The sequence below is a fragment of the Flavobacterium bizetiae genome, from assembly GCF_902804475.1.
Taxonomy (GTDB): Bacteria; Bacteroidota; Bacteroidia; order Flavobacteriales; family Flavobacteriaceae; genus Flavobacterium; species Flavobacterium bizetiae.
The window spans coordinates 1-17,050 of record NZ_CADCSU010000110.1 but is presented as its reverse complement, the minus strand read 5'-3'; the positions used below and the strand labels follow the sequence as shown (position 1 = coordinate 17,050).

18 protein-coding genes are annotated in these 17,050 nt (G+C 34.4%); 1 reads left to right on the top strand and 17 read right to left on the bottom strand.

Annotation, left to right across the window (positions count from 1 at the left end):
- The first annotated feature begins 43 nt into the window (after positions 1-43).
- A complete protein-coding gene (locus FLACOL7796_RS15535; protein ID WP_173971651.1) occupies positions 44-673 on the top strand; it encodes a hypothetical protein in 630 nt (209 codons plus the stop codon).
- Between the two features lie 346 nt (positions 674-1,019).
- On the opposite strand, the gene moaA is transcribed toward FLACOL7796_RS15535, so the two are convergent.
- The 17 genes from moaA to FLACOL7796_RS15450 all read right to left on the bottom strand — a co-directional run bounded on the left by moaA (position 1,020) and on the right by FLACOL7796_RS15450 (position 16,794).
- The gene (gene moaA / locus FLACOL7796_RS15530) at positions 1,020-2,027 is read right to left on the bottom strand and encodes a GTP 3',8-cyclase MoaA (RefSeq protein WP_173971650.1); all 1,008 of its coding nucleotides are present in this window, start codon (positions 2,025-2,027) and stop codon (positions 1,020-1,022) included.
- Entirely contained in the window at positions 2,014-2,928 is a 915-nt protein-coding gene (moaCB, locus tag FLACOL7796_RS15525) for a bifunctional molybdenum cofactor biosynthesis protein MoaC/MoaB (RefSeq protein ID WP_173971649.1), read from the bottom strand. Before moaCB ends, moaA begins: the two co-directional genes overlap by 14 nt.
- The gene (locus FLACOL7796_RS15520; protein ID WP_173971648.1) at positions 2,921-3,358 is read right to left on the bottom strand and encodes a molybdenum cofactor biosynthesis protein MoaE; all 438 of its coding nucleotides are present in this window, start codon (positions 3,356-3,358) and stop codon (positions 2,921-2,923) included. Before FLACOL7796_RS15520 ends, moaCB begins: the two co-directional genes overlap by 8 nt.
- A 100-nt stretch (positions 3,359-3,458) precedes the next feature.
- Positions 3,459-3,800: a lysozyme inhibitor LprI family protein gene (locus FLACOL7796_RS15515; protein WP_173971647.1), complete on the bottom strand. Its 342-nt coding sequence runs from the start codon at positions 3,798-3,800 to the stop codon at positions 3,459-3,461.
- 18 nt (positions 3,801-3,818) lie between these two features.
- On the bottom strand, positions 3,819-4,895 hold the full coding sequence (moeB, locus tag FLACOL7796_RS15510; protein WP_173971646.1) for a HesA/MoeB/ThiF family protein: 1,077 nt from the start codon (positions 4,893-4,895) through the stop codon (positions 3,819-3,821).
- Positions 4,896-4,906: 11 nt separating this feature from the next.
- On the bottom strand, positions 4,907-5,143 hold the full coding sequence (locus FLACOL7796_RS15505) for a MoaD/ThiS family protein (RefSeq protein ID WP_173971645.1): 237 nt from the start codon (positions 5,141-5,143) through the stop codon (positions 4,907-4,909).
- Complete coding sequence (cobA, locus tag FLACOL7796_RS15500; RefSeq protein WP_173971644.1) at positions 5,143-5,934, bottom strand: uroporphyrinogen-III C-methyltransferase; 792 nt, start codon at positions 5,932-5,934, stop codon at positions 5,143-5,145. Before cobA ends, FLACOL7796_RS15505 begins: the two co-directional genes overlap by 1 nt.
- A gap of 5 nt (positions 5,935-5,939) precedes the next feature.
- Positions 5,940-6,512 carry a molybdenum cofactor guanylyltransferase gene (locus FLACOL7796_RS15495; RefSeq protein ID WP_173971643.1) on the bottom strand — a complete coding sequence of 191 codons (573 nt, stop codon included), beginning with the start codon at positions 6,510-6,512 and terminating at the stop codon, positions 5,940-5,942.
- A 177-nt stretch (positions 6,513-6,689) separates the two neighbouring features.
- Positions 6,690-7,436 (bottom strand): sulfite exporter TauE/SafE family protein, encoded by a 747-nt coding sequence (locus tag FLACOL7796_RS15490; RefSeq protein WP_173971642.1) that lies wholly within the window; start codon positions 7,434-7,436, stop codon positions 6,690-6,692.
- Between the two features lie 139 nt (positions 7,437-7,575).
- Complete coding sequence (locus FLACOL7796_RS15485) at positions 7,576-8,748, bottom strand: molybdopterin molybdotransferase MoeA (RefSeq protein ID WP_173971641.1); 1,173 nt, start codon at positions 8,746-8,748, stop codon at positions 7,576-7,578.
- A gap of 168 nt (positions 8,749-8,916) precedes the next feature.
- Entirely contained in the window at positions 8,917-9,174 is a 258-nt protein-coding gene (locus FLACOL7796_RS15480) for a DUF6755 family protein (RefSeq protein WP_173971640.1), read from the bottom strand.
- Positions 9,175-9,197: 23 nt separating this feature from the next.
- Positions 9,198-9,710, bottom strand: coding sequence for a QcrA and Rieske domain-containing protein (locus tag FLACOL7796_RS15475; protein ID WP_173971639.1), 513 nt, complete (start codon positions 9,708-9,710; stop codon positions 9,198-9,200).
- Positions 9,711-9,720: 10 nt separating this feature from the next.
- Positions 9,721-10,290 (bottom strand): 4Fe-4S dicluster domain-containing protein, encoded by a 570-nt coding sequence (locus FLACOL7796_RS15470; protein ID WP_173971638.1) that lies wholly within the window; start codon positions 10,288-10,290, stop codon positions 9,721-9,723.
- Positions 10,291-10,308: 18 nt separating this feature from the next.
- Positions 10,309-12,525, bottom strand: a complete 2,217-nt coding sequence (locus FLACOL7796_RS15465; RefSeq protein WP_173971637.1) for a molybdopterin oxidoreductase family protein — start codon at positions 12,523-12,525, stop codon at positions 10,309-10,311.
- Between the two features lie 92 nt (positions 12,526-12,617).
- Positions 12,618-13,670 carry an MFS transporter gene (locus FLACOL7796_RS15460; protein ID WP_173971636.1) on the bottom strand — a complete coding sequence of 351 codons (1,053 nt, stop codon included), beginning with the start codon at positions 13,668-13,670 and terminating at the stop codon, positions 12,618-12,620.
- A 27-nt stretch (positions 13,671-13,697) separates the two neighbouring features.
- On the bottom strand, positions 13,698-15,290 hold the full coding sequence (locus FLACOL7796_RS15455) for a magnesium transporter MgtE N-terminal domain-containing protein (protein ID WP_173971635.1): 1,593 nt from the start codon (positions 15,288-15,290) through the stop codon (positions 13,698-13,700).
- Between the two features lie 28 nt (positions 15,291-15,318).
- Positions 15,319-16,794, bottom strand: coding sequence for an MFS transporter (locus FLACOL7796_RS15450; protein ID WP_173971634.1), 1,476 nt, complete (start codon positions 16,792-16,794; stop codon positions 15,319-15,321).
- Positions 16,795-17,050: the final 256 nt, after the last annotated feature.

The window sequence follows — 17,050 nt, the reverse complement described above, 5'->3', positions numbered from 1 at the left end:
TTAGTTACACTGTAACAATATACTCATCTAAAAACGCATCAATATGGAAAACGACAACGAGAAAGTTACCCCTGAAAAAATCGATTCGCCAACACCTGAAAATATTCAGCCAGTTGCAGAAAATAAAAAAACAGTAAATACTCCTGCTACAAAAACACCAGTTCGCAGAGCAGCAGCTACTAAACCAACAACAGCTGCAAAACCAGCCACAACAACAGCTACTACGCCAAAAGCTACAACAAAAACAGCAGCAACAACTTCTCCAAAACCTGCAACGAGAAGAGCTCCGGCAAGAAAAATTACTCCCGCTGCTATTGAAAAAACAGAAGAAATAACAACTCCAAAAGTAACAATCAAAGAACCAGCAAAAAAAGAGTCTTCAGAAACTAAAGCTGATGAAGTGACTGAAGCAAAAGGAGAAAACAAGAAAGATAAATCAACAGATAAAAAGAAGAAAAAAGTGAAAGACAAAGACAAGGAAAAAGAGAAAAAGAAATTAGCGAAGAAAAAAGATCAGGCTAAAAAAGACAAAAAGAAAGAGAAAGCTAAAAAAGCAAAACTAAAAGCTGCTGCTAAGAAAAAAGAAAAAGCTAAGGATAAAGCAAAAGCTAAAAAAATAGCTAAAAAGAAAGCTAAAGCTCAGAAAAAAGCAAAAGCTAAAAAGAAGAAATAATTTAGAAGGTTTAACTTGAAAAAGTTAGACCTTTTTTATGCTCATTTTGTGTCATTGCGAGGAACGAAGCAATCGTACTAAAACCAAGCAAACTTGCCTGTCAAACAAACAAACAAACAAACAAACAAACAAACAAACAAACAAACAAACAAACAAACAAACAAACAACACATCTTATGTGATTGCTTCGTTCCTCGCAATGACAAACTAAACGAAAATATTGTTATGAAAATGATTGTCCTAGCCCCGATAGAAGTGAAAATCCTTTTGTGCCGGTGTTCGGCACAAAAGATTGGAACGAATAGCGGGATTAGCTCCTAAAAAAATAACAGTTTAAGCAAAGAAACTATCCTCCAATCGCAATCATACTACGATTATCAAAATGAAGTTTTGGATCGTCTATTTCTTCGAGCGTTACCATTCCGGCTCTCACCTTCTTTTTACTTTTAATCGATTCAGAAATCAAATTAGTAATCGATTCACCATTTCTAAAAGGTGTTAGCAAATCGGTTTCAGAATTAGAGAAAAGACAATTTTTTATTTTTCCGTTTGCAGTCAGACGAATTCTGTTGCAACCATCACAAAACGGATTTGTAATAGAACTTATGATTCCGAAATCGCCCTGAAAACCTTTTATTTTATAAGTTCTGGCCGTGAAGTTTTTTTCGTCTTCTAATTTTTCAATTTCTTCAGAAGAGAAAGCATTTTCCAGTTCTGATAAAATTTCATTCTGAGAAATCATCTTGCTTCTGTCCCACTCGTTTCCGGCAAAAGGCATAAACTCAATAAAGCGAACTGATAATGGCAAATGTTGCGTTAATTTGATAAAATCTACAATTTCATTTTCATTAAAACCTTTCATCAAAACTACATTTACTTTTACCTTAAAATCATTATTTAAAAGTAAATGCAAATTATCAACCACTTTCTCAAACTGATTTCTAAGCGTTACAGAATGAAATTTAGAAGCAATAAGCGTATCTAAACTCAAATTGATTTTATTAATCCCATAGCGCTTTAAAGTCTCAATATGGCGATCAATCAAAATACCGTTTGTTGTAATCGAAAGGGCAACGCCCAGAGTGGCTAATTTTGAAGCAATTTCAGGAAAATCTTTTCGCAAAAGCGGTTCGCCTCCTGTTAATCTAATTTTATCAACACCATTTTCTACGAAAGTTTGGGCAATCGAAAAAATCTCATCGGCCGTCATTAAGCTGGCTTTTGGAGACAATTCGATTCCGTCAGCAGGCATGCAATACGTACAACGCAAATTGCATTTCTCTAACAACGAAATACGCAAATAATTGTGTTTTCGTCCAAAATCATCCGTTAAAATGGTTTTAGAGGCTGTCATGATTTTTTCCTTTTAAAATATGAAAAACGTGCAATACATGAGGAAATACGGCATCCATAGATTCTCTGGCTCCGTTTGTTGATCCCGGCAAGGCCAAAACCAAACTTTTTCCTAATGTTCCCGCAACTGTTCTTGATAACATAGCATAGGGCATTCGTTGCTGACCATAATTGCGAATCGCTTCTTCAATTCCGGGAATTCTGCTTTCCAATAATGGCGATAAAGCTTCTGGTGTAACATCTCTTGGAGATAATCCTGTTCCTCCGGTAAAAATGACCAATTGATGTTCTTTGGCGAAAGCCTTGGTTTTTTCCTGAATAGTATCTAATTCGTCAGGAATAATTTCATAATGCGCTGTTTCTACTCCGCACGCATTCAGTTTCTCAACAATAACTTTTCCGGAACGATCTTCTTTATCACCCGCAAAAATAGAATCAGAGCAAACAAAAACTGCGGCTTTGATTACATTCGAAAATTTATTTTTAAAAGATGATTTTCCGCCATCTTTATTGATCAGTTTTATAGTCGAAATTTCAATTTCTTTGTCAATCGGTTTTAGCATATCGTACATTGTCAATGCTACAATAGATGCGCCGTGCATGGCTTCAACCTCAACTCCGGTTTTGTAAACCGTTTTTACATTAAAGATAATTTCGATCGTTAAACCTTCTATTTTATATTCTACAGAGGTAAATTCAATTGGAATTGGATGACAATCCGGAATCGATAAATGCGTGTTTTTTACCGCAAATAATCCAGCCGTTTTCGCCATTTCAAATACATTTCCTTTTGGTACCAGATTGTTTACGACGGCATCAATTGTTTCCTGTTTGCTTACTTTCACAATTGCTGTCGCTGTCGCAGCTCTTAAGGTGTTTATTTTATGCGTAATATCAACCATTAGTATTTTGTTTCCAGGTGAATGTATCGTTTTCAAACATTTCTTTACCAAAAATTGGCACATCGGTTTTAATCCAGTTTACAATGGCTTCTGTCGCTTCATAAACCTGTTTGCGTCGTGTTGCCGAAACAAAAACGAACAAGCAGATTTCACCTGCTTTTACAACACCTAAACTGTGATAAATATGCATACAGGTTAAGTCGAATTTGGCAAACGCTTTTTCACGAATTGTATGTAAAGCCTCATTCGCCATATCTGTATAAGCCGAATAATCAATTGCTACGACAGTATTATCATGAATAACATCTGCACGAACTTGTCCTAAAAAAATATTATGCGCCCCAATCGTGTGTTTCGACTGATGTTTCGCAATCGACTCAGCGATAAATTCAGGAGCTATTGGCCCTTCTACAAATACATTTTTACTCATTATATTTTATTTTTAGCTGTGAATTTTACTCACAGATTTACACCAATTTTTTGCCACTAATTTCACGAATTAGTACAAATTAAACATTATGAAATTACTCTTAAAAACCATTTAATAAACTTTGTAATTCCTCTGTTCTGCTGATTGTTATTTGCGTTCTGCAATCAGCATACATTTTATTTGCCATCACACCGCCTTCGCCTTCCGGATAACTTTTAAATTTACAATTTGAGTCTCTAAATTTTATCCAGTCTTTTTGAGAGTTCACCAAATTTGTTTGATCTTTTGCCCCTAACTTCTTTTTTAATTGATTATAAATTGTATTCAATTGCTTATCAGCCTTTTCATAAGCTATATAAATTTCTGTTTCGCCAGTATAATCAACATGTTTTTGAGAGAAGGCAAATTGCGTAAAAAACAATAGAAACAATATTTTTTTCATAGAAGCACACTATTAAATTTAAAGAGTAATTTTTTCTTTTAATAATTGTTTCATTGCCAAAGCGCCTCCGGCAATACTTTTTATATTTTTAAACTGATGTTTCTTAAGCAATTCCACTGCCATTTTACTTCTGATTCCGGATTGGCAGAAAATATAGATCTCCTGACCTGGATTCAGTTTTTCAATTTCATTCTCTAAATTCATTAAAGGAATCTGAATTCCATTTTTGAAGCTAATTTTAGGTTCCTCATCATGATTTCGAACATCCAGAAGAAGCACTTCATTAGAATCAATTTTACTCAGAATATCTCCTACTAAAACTTCTTCTATTTGATTTTCAATAGTATCATATTTTTTCTGAAAGCTTTCTGAATCAATTACAACATTCGTGTTTTTATCAAAATCATACTTTTGCTGCTCATTATTCAAAATATTATATACTAATATTTTACCACTCAAAACTTCTCCCATTTCTAAAATCATTTTGATTACTTCGTTAGCCTGAAGCATTCCGATAATTCCAACTGTAATTCCAATTACTCCGGCATCTTCACAACTCGCCGACTGAGTATTTTCATCCGGATACAAACATCTGTAAGTAGGTCCGTTTTGATAATTAAAAACCGAAACCTGGCCCTGAAATCTAAAAATAGATCCGTAAACCACGGGTTTATTGGTTATGAAACAAGCATCGTTTATGAGGTATTTAATTGCAATATTATCTGTTGCATCTACAATAATGTCATAATTTTCAAATAAGGAAATGGCATTTTTTCCAGATAATTTCTCTGTAATTGCATTCACTTTTACAAGCGGATTCAGTTCAGCAATCATCAATTTAGCTTCCTCTGCTTTGTATTTTCCAACAGCAGAACTTTTATAAATTACCTGACGATGTAAATTCGAAATCTCGATCACATCATCATCGACAATCCCTATTTTACCTACACCAGCCGCAGCTAAATAAGGTAGTATAGAAGCTCCCAAACCACCTGCTCCAATAACCAGAACTTTAGCTTTAGATAATTTATGCTGACCTGCTTCTCCTATTTCCGGAAGAATCATTTGTCTGTTATAACGTGCTGTTGTATTCATGCCAATTTAATTTATCCTCCTGCAAAAGGAGGCAAAAGCGCCACAATATCACTAGTTTGTAACTTGTAATCTGCTGCTTTTGGTATAATTTTTTGATTTACTGCCACACTAAAAGACATGGCCTCAAATTGATATTTTTCTTCTAAATCCTGCAACAAATCCTGCAAGGATAATTCAGAAGAAGAAATCTTTTCGAAACTACATTTTGTCTTTTCAGCTACAGCACCAAAATATTTAATCTCAATCATTATTTTAAATTTAAATTCTGAAAAATAAATTCATCTTCAAAATGTTCCTGAAAATAAGACGTCAGCCTTGAAGTATTTTTTACTACTTCTCCAATCACAATAATTGCCGGTGACGAAATTTCATTTTCAACCACTAATTTACGAATTGAACTTATCGTTCCTACTACTTTTTGCTCGGTATTTTTAGTTCCGTTTTGAATAATTGCTATCGGTAAATCATCTTTTCTATTTTGCTGATAGATCGAAATAATCTCTTCTAATTTATGCATTCCCATTAAAATAACCACCGTCGCATTCGATTTTGAAGCTAAATGAACATCTTTAGACAATTCATGATTAGAGGTTGTTCCTGTAATTACCCAAAAACTTTCGGCTATCTGGCGTTGTGTTAGACTTATTCCAACCGAAGCCGGAACACCCAAAGCCGATGAAATTCCGGGAACAATATTGGTTTCTACGCCAAATTGTTCTGCATATTCAATTTCTTCACTTCCTCTTCCAAAAATAAACGGATCACCGCCTTTTAATCGTACTACATGACCATAACGATTTGCCATTGAAACAATCAATTCGTTAATCTGATCCTGCGTATAAGCGTGACAACCCAATCTTTTACCAACAAAAACAATTTCTGCCTTTGTTGCGTATTGCAATAACTCTTCATTGACAAGCGCATCGTATAAAACAACATCAGCTTTTTCTAAAGCCTTGATGGCTTTTAACGTAATTAATTCTACATCGCCCGGACCTGCGCCTACAATCGTTAATTTTGGTGTTTTTAAATTTCGCATAACTTTTAACTTAAATTGATGTTCAGGTCATTTAATTCGTCAACAGAATTAATATTAGTCAGATGAAAGTTTTCACTCTCGTCTATAGTGATGATTTGATGCGGAATCTTTGCTATCAAATTCATCATTTTTAAATCGTCATTATCAATTGCGCTTTTGATAATGGGTAATACTTTTTTAGAATAAATTCCAATTAAGGGATGCATTCTGCTTTCAGAAGCAAAAACGGTAATTTCCGCTTCCTGATTGTGTTTTGAAATTAATTCTGATAATAATTCGGTAGAAATTAACGGAATATCACAACTCAGAATCAAATTAAATTCTGTTTCAGAATTTGCTAAAGCCGTATAAATTCCTCCCAAAGGTCCTTTATCAGTAATAATATCGGGTATTTTTTGGTATGCTAAATAGTCGTATTCTTTATTATTAGTTATTAATTTTATAGTTGATGTAATGGGTAAAACTGCTTTAATGATATGCTCAATAAATGGTTTATTCTGAAACAGAACTAATCCTTTCTCCGATTGCATTCGAGAACTTTTTCCTCCACACAGGATAAAAACGGTTAGTGATTCCATATTAAATCATTTATAATTATAGTTTTCTAACACATAGAAACATATTTTTTCAGACCGCTTAAAAGTCGTTTCACTTTACATGAATACACATAGCTATGTGTGATAACTTGTTAGCATTATTACCTTTTCGTAAACTATAAAATCTATGTTTCTATGTGTTTAAAATTTAAACTCATTTTACGGAAAAATTAATTTTATACTTGCCATTAATATCACAGTTCCTAAAACAAATTTTAATGTTTTATTAGAGAAATACCCACTTCCGTAAAATCCACCTAAAACGCCTCCAATAACTGCAATCGGAACGAGATAAAAACTCTCGGTTGGAATCGTTTTTCCTCCTAAAAAGAATCCTAACATTCCTGCAAATGAATTCACAAAAATGAATAAACTTGATATTGCTGCAGATTCTTTAACGGTGGCACAACCCAGGAACAATAAAATTGGACTCAGGATAATTCCGCCACCAATTCCTAACATTCCCGACAATAACCCTATTATAAATCCTATTGCCAATGCAAAAGGTAATTTGATTTCGACTGCTTCTTTTTCTTTAAAATTAAATATTCCAAATAATCTTAGTGCTGCAAAAACCAATACAAGACCTAAGATAATTTTATAAATCGTATTGTCTAAAGTCACAAAACCACCAATAAACGCGGCAGGAACCGAAGCAATAGCAAAAGGATAAAACAGCTTTGGCTTGAAATAATTCATTCTGTAATAAAAGAAAAACGAAATGCTTGACACAAATAAATTCAACAGCAAAGCCGAAGGTTTCATAATAGCAACCGGAAAAGCAAAAATCGTCATCAAAGCCAAATATCCCGATGCGCCGCCATGCCCTACACTAGAATACAAAAAAGCAATCACAATTAACGCAAAGCTGAATAATATAATATTTTCGGAACTAAGAAGACTCATAATTTTGTTTCGGGTTTTTATTTTTTTGTTTCAAGTTTCAAGTTTTTCTTGTTTCAGGCTTATGCTATATGTTTAAATTTACATACTGCCTTTCAAACGTTCACTCAATTCTCTTTATTCTATTCTCTTTATCTAAAAACTAATCTATTGGTAAAAGCGTAACGAGTTGTCCTTTTTTTAAACTTTCTACATCATTTGGAACAACTAATAAACTATTGGCGATGGCAAAAGTATTCAGCATTGCCGAACTCTGGCCGTTTAAAACTGTAACATGGGTTTCATCATACAACGCTTTTAAAAATAATGTTTTTCCGGTTGTATTGGTAACGTTATCATTTAATTTTCGAAGCATTTTCTTCAAATGAATATCCGAAAATCCCATTCTGTTTTTAATTGCCGGATAAACGTAAATATAAAAATTAGTTAATGACGAAGCCGGATTTCCGGGCAAAGCAAAAACTAAAGTATCATTTTTAGATCCGAAAAACATTGGTTTTCCAGGTTTCTGATTGATTTTATAAAAAAGTTCCTGTACTCCGTTTTCTAGTAATGCTTCTTTCACAAAATCATAATCTCCAACAGAAATTCCGCCTGAGATTAAAACGATATCATTTTTCTTTAAAATTTCCTTTAATGCTTTTTTAGTTGCTTTAAGATTGTCTTTTACTTTATAAACTTTCGTTTTTTTTATTCCGATGGTCTGAAGTGCAGCCTGCAACATCACGGAGTTACTTTCGTAAATTTTCCCTTTAGATAATTTCTCACCAGGTTCTACTAATTCGTTTCCCGTAACTAAAATTGCGACTTTTGGCTTTTTAAAAACTTCAACTTCAGTAATTCCTAAACAGGCTAAAAAACCAATTGCAGCGGGTGTAATTAAAGTATTTGCTTTAAAAACAACCTCTTCTTCTCCAATTTGCTCTCCTTTGTTACGAACATTAGCAAATTGTTCCGGCATTCTGGTAATTAAAATTGATTTTTCAGTCGCCATTACATGCTCTTGCATGATTACAGTGTCCGCATTATTGGGTACATGAGCGCCTGTAAAAATCCTTACTGCTTCATTTTCTTTCAGTTTTATTTTTGAATGATCTCCTGCCTGTGAAATACCAACTATATCATATTGATGTTTTTCGCTATGAATAAAAGCATAACCATCCATCGCAGATTGACGAAATGGCGGCATTGCAATTGGAGAATACACTGTTTCTGCCAAAATATAACCCAGTGATTTACTCACCTGAATTTTCTGAACTGGCATATTAGTGCTATTCTCTGCAATAATTGATAAGGCTTCTTCGACTTGAATCATGGTTGCTATTGTGTATATAAGCAAAAAATACTTATTACAAATATAAGTATTTTTACTTAGTTTAAATTATTAATTATCTAAAATTTTAAAAGAATATAAATTTAAGCTTAATTCTTCATATAGTTCCAGAAAAAACGACAAATAGCTTATTGTTCTGTTTAATAAATTTTACTTCACTATTTTTCTCCTGAAATTTCCGCTTGGTAAATAATACAACCATGCAAATCCAATAAAAAATAAAACAGCAGAAGCAATAAAAGCAGGCACCAGTATTTCTCTATTATTGTCTAATGCATTATTAAGGGCTGCATATAATAACCAAATTTGTATACTTACATTTAAAATTAAAACGCAAATAAGCGTAGACAGTATAATATTAAGTTTATTAGGATTGGCGCGATTCTGACTTCTTCTAAAAGTACTCATAAGTATCTAATTTAGGGTTAAAACTAAGCGTCTTTGTTCTCTACCATTGCTTTTACGTAAACGGCATTGTCTTTAAAAAACACTTCTAACTGAGGCAAAGCTCTTGGTGGAGGTCCCGCCAATACATCTCCCGTCATGGCATCGAATGAACCTTCGTGACATGGACAGTGAATAATTCCGGTTCCGGGTTTGTAAAATACAGAACAGGAAAGATGTGTACATTTTTGCTCATAAGCCCTGAAATCTCCACTTTCTAAATGAATCAATATATATGGAATTGTACTTCCTTCGATGACGAATCCTCTTGTTCCTCCTACCGGAACTTCGTCTTTATTGCAAATAAAATGTTCTCCCTGAACACCTTCTTTTGGCATTAAATAAGATTTGGCAGCTACGAATCCGCTTCCTACCATTAATCCTCCGGAAACAAAAGTCAGGAACTTCGCAAAATCACGACGGCTTACCTGAGTGGATTCCAGTTTTTTTATTGGGAAATCTTTTTTCCAGTTTTCATTTAAATTATCTTCTTTTGACATGGATATAGATTTAATATATTCTTAATTCTTTACTTCCCTTAGGCATCATAATATTTACTTTGGTGTTTACTACTTCTTTACCAAAAATAAATGTATTGATTGGGGAACTATTTGGTCTCATTTCTTCGATTTCAGCTCTTGTTCCGTAGAACAATGCACCACTAGGACAAACAGTTGCACACATCGGTTTTTTACCTACACTCGTTCTGTCGTAACACATGGTACATTTCATCATCAAATCGTACTCTTCCATTTTTTTAGGAACTCCAAACGGACATGCCATTACACAATTTGAACATCCAATACATCTTTCTGTATTTGCGGTATGAACTACGCCAAATTCGTCCTGAGAAATAGCATCAGCAGGACAAACATTCGCACAAACAGGATCTTCACAATGCATACAAACTTGTACAGTAGTCTGAATTGTTGAAGAACGTTCTACATAATTCACGCTTATTAATGATTCCTGTCCATTTGTTTCACATTCGGCACAAGCCATTTCACAAGCTTTGCAACCGATACAACGTTGCAGATCTACAAAAAACTCTTCGTTTTTATTGAAATTAGTTAAATTCATCGTGGCTTTTTTTATAGATTAAACACTTGCATAAGCTTCAGATTCACTTGATGGCGGTGCTATTGTTCCTTGTGGATATAGTTCACACGCACAAACTTTAAACTCGGGCATTTTTGAAACCGGATCTAAAGTTCCAATCGTTAATTGATTTGCTGATTTCATTCCTGGCCAGTGATAAGGAATAAAGACAGTATCTTTTCTAATTGTTTCAACAATATTGGCAGGAAAAAGTCCTTCCCCTCTTCGGGTTACAACTTTTATCAGCTCTCGTTGCTTGATGCCGTACTGGGCAGCAAGTTCCGGATGAATTTCTACCATTGGTTCAGGAAACTGATCTACCAGTTTACCAATTCTTCGGGTTTGTGTTCCGCTCAAATATTGAGAAACAACACGTCCTGTAGTAAGGGTTATCGGATATTCATCATCTGTAACCTCACTAGGTAATCTGTAAGGAGCGGGATTAAAATGTGCTTTTTTATCTGGAGTACAAAATACTTTATCTTCCCATAATCTTGGTGTTCCCGGGTGATCATCTGTAGGACAAGGCCAGAAAACGCCCATATTATCTTCTATCTTTTTATAAGAAATACCAAAATAATTGGCTGTTCCTCCGTTAGAAGCAACACGTAGCTCATTAAATATCGCTTCGCTATTTTCGTATGTAAACTTATCTTCTTCGCCTAATCTTTTAGCTAATTCTAAGAATATAGAAGTATCAGTTCTTGCATCTCCGGGAGGCGTAACCGCCTGACGAATTCGAATAACACGACCTTCGGCTGAAGTTGTAGTTCCTTCTTCTTCTTCTTGTAAAGATCCTGCAAGAACAATATCTGCATGGCGGGCAGTTTCATTCAAAAAGAAATCAATACAAACATAAAACTCTAATTTTTCAAGTGCCTCTCTTACATAATTATTATTAGGCAATGATACTAAGGGATTAAAACATATAGAAAGTAAACCTTTGATTTCTCCTCTATGAATGGCATCAATAATTTCATAAGCCGATAAGCCTTTTCCCGGTAAATCTTTTTCATCGATTCCCCAAACATCAGAGATGTACTTACGGTGTTCCGGATTTTCAATATCTCTGTTTCCAGGTAATTGATCACACTTATGTCCGTGCTCTCTACCTCCCTGTCCATTTCCTTGTCCGGTTATTGTTGCATATCCACAATAAGGTCTGCCAAGTCTTCCTGTTGCCAGAACTAAATTGATACAGCCTACCACATTATCAACTCCTTTAGAATGTTGTTCGATACCACGGGCGTGAAGTAAAAAGCTTGTTTTTGCTTTTCCCCATAATTCGGCAGCAGCTTTAATCTTTTCTTTATCGATACCCGTAATTTCCTCAGCCCATTCGAGCGTATTGTCTTTTACAGCATCTATTGTTTCCTGAAAACCTGAAGTATAATTATCTATAAAATCATGATCCAGCATATCGTGATCTACCAAATATTTTAGCATGGCACCATATAAAGCAGAATCTGTTCCCGGTTTTATATCCAGGTGAATATCTGCTGTTCTTGCCAACGGAATCATTCTTGGATCGATAACAATTAATTTCGCTCCGCGATCTCTGGCTTTCCAGATCCAATGGGTTAATGTTGGAAAAGTTTCACTAATATTTGCTCCGGTAACGATAATTACTTCGGCATGTTCTAAATCAGAATAATTGTTTGAAGCACGATCCAGACCAAAAGCTTTTTTATTTCCGGCCCCGGCGCTTACCATACAAAGTCTTCCGTTATAATCCAGATTTCTTGTTTTTAAGGCAACGCGGGCAAACTTTCCTACCAGATAACTTTTTTCATTTGTTAATGATACTCCTGATAACATTGCAAAGGCATGTTTCCCATATTTGTCCTGAATTCTTTTGATTTCAGATACGGTCTTATCCATTGCTTCATCCCAGGTAGTTTTCTCGAAACCTTTTCCTTCTACTCTTTTTAAAGGATTTAAAAGGCGGTCAGGATGGTTATTTTGCAGATAACGCTGAACTCCTTTTGGACATAAACGTCCTTCATTAAAAGGAAATTCCATCCATGGTTCAAAACCTACTACTTTATTTTCTTTTACCAATAATTGAATCCCACATTGCATTCCGCAAAAACAACAATGTGTTTTTACTACCTCATCTGGTTCATCTCTACCTTCGTAACCATCTTTTGGTGCATAATTTAAATGCGGTCCAAAATCTTCAATAATTTTTTCGGTTGATACGGGTAATTTTGCCATGTCTATTTTTGTTTTTTTTGTTTCAGTTTTAAAGTTTCAGGTTTCCATCCAAAACGTGGATTTGAAACCTGAAACCTGAAACTTTCTTTTTTTTATCCAAATAAGCTTCCGCCACTATCTAATCTTGCTTTTAGGTGTGCTTTCGCTAAACGAGATCTTTTTCCTTCCGGACTTAAATCAAGGTGCGAAGTACCGTCTTCATGTGTAAAATCAAAACCTAATTCCTTGGTAACAATTTTTAAATCATTAATATGAAGTTTGGTAGCAAATTCTTCTCCGGTATGCGGACAAACTGCCATTCCCATTTTCATTCCTTCCTTTTTATAAATATGAGCTCCAATCTGTGCGGGACGCTGAATAATGTGAAAGAATTTCCCAAACGGAATCCATATCAAAAACATAATAACGGTTACGGCATGAAGAACAGCAAGAAAATCAAAAGCAAATCCTTTCATAAACTGATAAGAATATGTAAGACACAATCCTGTAACTGATATCGCAATCAATAATATAAGCGGTAATAAATCTCCTTCGAAAGTTTGAGTTGCAATTAGTCCAGGGTTAGTTAATCTTCTTCGCAAATAATAAACAGATCCAATAATAACTAACCATGAAGACCAGTTTAATGCGTGAAAAATCAAGAATGCCATCACAGATCCAATTTCGAAATCCATCATTTTAAACCCAAAAAAATGAGCTTCATAAACCGATATTGAGTTTTCTGCCAATGTAAAGTGGATCCATCCAAACGTAAGCGGGATTGTTATTGCAAAAGCAGATAAGCATCCTAATGCAATGCAAAAGTGAGCTGCCCAACGGTATTTACTTCTAGGATAAATGAACTTTTGAATTACAACGTTTTCAACCGTTTCTTTACCTAAAAACCACATATGAGAAAATATTTTTCCCGTAAATAGAAATTTTATACTACGCTTGAAATACATCCACGTTGGCGGACGCTGCAACCAAACTGAATATCGGTATACAATTCCGAAAAAAGCGAATACTGTCCCAAACAAGTAGGTTACAAGAGCAGCATCAAAATTTTGCAATTGTCTCGATCCGTAAAATACTAGTACTATAGTGAGTACGGATACAAGAGTTGCAATAAGTAAGGCTTTGGTATTAAACGTTTTATTTTTCATCCTTAATTTTAATTTAATGATTACTTTTTAACTTGGTTTCTCACAACCTTTACGATTATAGAACCACCAATTGATACCTGTAGCTAATATAGCAAAAAAAGCAACACCAATAAAGAATTGATTTACAGTACCATTAGCAGAAAGATTATTTCCAATTAATTTAGAAAAGATAAATGGTCCAAATGCAGCAATTGCAGCTGTCCAACCGATAACTCCGGCTGCCTGACGTTGGTTTTCAGCAAAAATAATTGGGTATTGTCTAAAAGTACCTGCATTTCCAATTCCTGTAAAGAAGAACATTGCTAAAATTACGGTTACAAACATAGGAAACTGCTCCATACTTGTTGGCGCTACTAATCCTTGTGTTACCAGTATAATTGAACCTCCTAAAATTCCTAAACCAGTAATTGTAGTAAGAATTGCACCTCCTACTTTATCAGCCACAAAACCAAAAGCAATTCTACTTGCAGATCCAATAAGCGGACCGTAGAATGCATATACTAAAGGATCAGGTGCATTAGGGAAATCTCCGTATAAAAACTTAATCATTAAAGGGAAAGCTGCAGATAAACCTGCAAATGTTCCAAAAGTCATTACATAAGTAATGGTACAATACCACGTATGTTTATTAGAGAAAATATCCATTTGTTCTTTAATAGAAGCTTTCATTGGAATACTTCTTAAGTAGAACCAACTTATAATAGATAATATAATTAAGAAAGGAGCATACCAGAATGCAGCTGACTGTAGGTATATTTCCTGATTTTTAACTGCGGTATTACCCGGCTTAAGATCATTTAAAATTTTCTCAGCCATTTTTGGGTTTGCATTTGCAATCGCTTTAGCTTTGGCTTTTACCGGCAATGAAGTAAACAGAACAACTTTATCATCAGATTGTATAGATGTAGTAACAGAATCAATTACATTTTTCTTTACGTTTGATAAAATCTTAGTTTGTACCTCAGCATTAAGAGCAGAGAAAACTTCTTTTTGTTTTTCTATACTTGCATTCTGAAAAACAGCTACTGTTTCTTTAGGATCGATACTTGTAAAAACCGATGCTGCTCCATAAATCCCAACACTAAGAACAAGTGGGGTAACAAACTGAGCTACAGAAACACCAAAATTTCCAATTCCGGCCTGAATTCCAAGGGCAGTACCTTTAAGTCTTTTAGGGAAGAATAAACTTGTACTTGGCATGTAAGAAGAGAAATCACCTCCACCAAAACCAGTTGTAAAAGCTAAAACTGCGAATACCCAAAACGGAGTATTTACATCCATCACTGCGAAACCAATCCCAATTACAGGAATTAATTTAATTGCTGTAGCAAAAGAAACTACATGTCGTGTACCAAAAATTGGTAAAATAAAAGTGTGTATAATTCTTAGAAAACCTGCTGATAAACCAGGGATTGCTGTTAACCAAAAAAGCTGATCTTTAGAAAAATTAAATCCTAATCCGGGCAATTTTACGGCTATTACACTCATCATAAACCAGGAGGCAAATGATAGTAGTAATGTTATAGTTGTTATTGTTAATGTTTTCCAGGCAATTTTACTTCCGCCAGAACTCCAAAATGCATCATCTTCTGGGTCCCATTTGTCTAACCAAGTTTTCATATTTGTATATTTATTAAATTATTTGTTATTAATGATTGTCTTCTATATGTCTGTTAAAATTTGGAGATTTTGTTCGCATTACATTTATAATTGTTCGATGCATCCAAAGCAGGCAAAGAACAGAAATGACGAAAATAAATATCCACGAGCTGGTCCAGAGTCCAGTATAATTAAGTAAGTAACCAAAGATGATAGGGCCAATGAATCCGCCCAAACCACCAATTAAACCTACCATTCCTCCTACTACTCCCACTTCATTAGGAAAATATTCCGGTATATGCTTATAAACAGCAGCTTTACCAATTCCCCAGGAAATACCAATAAGAATTACTAAGATCACGTAAACCCAAAGATTAGCGCTAAACTTAATTTGTGTGATACCCTGAGCTAATAATTCTTTCTTTTTTACTTCCTGATTTTGTTTGACAACAATTTCCTGCCAGGAATTTTTCACTGGGAAAATTGCGGTTTCATGATCTTCCGAGACTTCTTTTTGATTGATTTTATGCACTTTGCCATTAACCACTATTGCATCTGCAGAAATTTCGGTCACGACTCCATTACTAGTGGCCAGAACTCCAGGTCCGGCAGTAAAGATTTCCATTTTTGGAAACATTAGTAAAAAACTAATTACTATAGAGGAACCCAGCACCCAATACATCACTTTTCTTGCCCCGAACTTATCTGACAGATAACCTCCAAATGCCCTAACAACTCCTGATGGTAAACTAAACATGGTGGCAAACATTCCTCCCATTACTAATGAAGTATGATAAACGTTCATGAAATTTGGTACCAGCCATTGTGAGTAGGCCACAAAACATCCAAAAACTAAAAAATAGTAGGCTCCAAATCTCCAGACTCTAACATTTTTAAGAGGAGACATCAATTCTCCCATAGTTTTTGAAACTTCCGGATTGACTTTATTTTTAGCAAAAAAAATAAAAATTATTCCTACAAATACTAATACGGCAGCATAAATAATGGGTAACATTTTCCATCCGTTTACCGGATCTGTTTCTGAGAATTTATTTAGTAAAGTGGGCGCAATAAAAGTTGTAATCGCAGCACCTGCATTTCCCATTCCAAAAATACCTAAGGCTCTTCCCTGCCAATTTTTAGGATACCAAATTGAAGTATATCCAATTCCAACAGCAAAACTTGTTCCTACCAATCCGAAGAAAAAACTTAGAATGGCAAAACTCCAAAAAGAAGTAGCAAATGGAAGAAGAAAAAGCGGAATGGAGCATAATAACAATAAGACAGAAAATATAATTTTACCACCATATTTATCTGTTAAAATACCAATGGGAAGTCTAAAAATAGAACCTGACAGAATAGGAATCCCTAATAACCAGCCAGTTTCAACTACTGTCCAGTTGAAAATTCCTTTATCTACAAGATAAGTAACCAGAACTCCATTTAATGTCCAACACGCAAAACACACTGAAAAAGCCAGCGTATTTAAGAACAAAATTTTGTGAGATTGAGATAGATTATTCATATAAAAATATTAAAATATCTAATTTTAATTTATTAATGAGTACTTGCTTCCTCAATTATAAAGCAAAATTAGAACGTTAGGTTCTTACAAAATATGATATATATCATATTAAAAGACATTCTTGTCCTTATTACAAAACAAACAACAAATACCTAATTATCAGGCAGTTCAAATAAAACACAATAGTATTCTTTTAAAGGCGAGGATTTTACAGATTAAAATAATTTTGTAAGTATTTTCAATCTGTCTGTAAATG

Excerpts from the sequence above, each read along its gene's own strand:
- FLACOL7796_RS15535 (WP_173971651.1), top strand. The coding sequence starts at position 44 with ATGGAAAACGACAACGAGAAAGTTACCCCTGAAAAAATCGATTCGCCA.
- moaA (WP_173971650.1), bottom strand. The coding sequence starts at position 2,027 with ATGACAGCCTCTAAAACCATTTTAACGGATGATTTTGGACGAAAACAC.
- moaCB (WP_173971649.1), bottom strand. The coding sequence starts at position 2,928 with ATGGTTGATATTACGCATAAAATAAACACCTTAAGAGCTGCGACAGCG.
- FLACOL7796_RS15520 (WP_173971648.1), bottom strand. The coding sequence starts at position 3,358 with ATGAGTAAAAATGTATTTGTAGAAGGGCCAATAGCTCCTGAATTTATC.
- FLACOL7796_RS15515 (WP_173971647.1), bottom strand. The coding sequence starts at position 3,800 with ATGAAAAAAATATTGTTTCTATTGTTTTTTACGCAATTTGCCTTCTCT.
- moeB (WP_173971646.1), bottom strand. The coding sequence starts at position 4,895 with ATGAATACAACAGCACGTTATAACAGACAAATGATTCTTCCGGAAATA.
- FLACOL7796_RS15505 (WP_173971645.1), bottom strand. The coding sequence starts at position 5,143 with ATGATTGAGATTAAATATTTTGGTGCTGTAGCTGAAAAGACAAAATGT.
- cobA (WP_173971644.1), bottom strand. The coding sequence starts at position 5,934 with ATGCGAAATTTAAAAACACCAAAATTAACGATTGTAGGCGCAGGTCCG.
- FLACOL7796_RS15495 (WP_173971643.1), bottom strand. The coding sequence starts at position 6,512 with ATGGAATCACTAACCGTTTTTATCCTGTGTGGAGGAAAAAGTTCTCGA.
- FLACOL7796_RS15490 (WP_173971642.1), bottom strand. The coding sequence starts at position 7,436 with ATGAGTCTTCTTAGTTCCGAAAATATTATATTATTCAGCTTTGCGTTA.
- FLACOL7796_RS15485 (WP_173971641.1), bottom strand. The coding sequence starts at position 8,748 with ATGATTCAAGTCGAAGAAGCCTTATCAATTATTGCAGAGAATAGCACT.
- FLACOL7796_RS15480 (WP_173971640.1), bottom strand. The coding sequence starts at position 9,174 with ATGAGTACTTTTAGAAGAAGTCAGAATCGCGCCAATCCTAATAAACTT.
- FLACOL7796_RS15475 (WP_173971639.1), bottom strand. The coding sequence starts at position 9,710 with ATGTCAAAAGAAGATAATTTAAATGAAAACTGGAAAAAAGATTTCCCA.
- FLACOL7796_RS15470 (WP_173971638.1), bottom strand. The coding sequence starts at position 10,290 with ATGAATTTAACTAATTTCAATAAAAACGAAGAGTTTTTTGTAGATCTG.
- FLACOL7796_RS15465 (WP_173971637.1), bottom strand. The coding sequence starts at position 12,525 with ATGGCAAAATTACCCGTATCAACCGAAAAAATTATTGAAGATTTTGGA.
- FLACOL7796_RS15460 (WP_173971636.1), bottom strand. The coding sequence starts at position 13,670 with ATGAAAAATAAAACGTTTAATACCAAAGCCTTACTTATTGCAACTCTT.
- FLACOL7796_RS15455 (WP_173971635.1), bottom strand. The coding sequence starts at position 15,290 with ATGAAAACTTGGTTAGACAAATGGGACCCAGAAGATGATGCATTTTGG.
- FLACOL7796_RS15450 (WP_173971634.1), bottom strand. The coding sequence starts at position 16,794 with ATGAATAATCTATCTCAATCTCACAAAATTTTGTTCTTAAATACGCTG.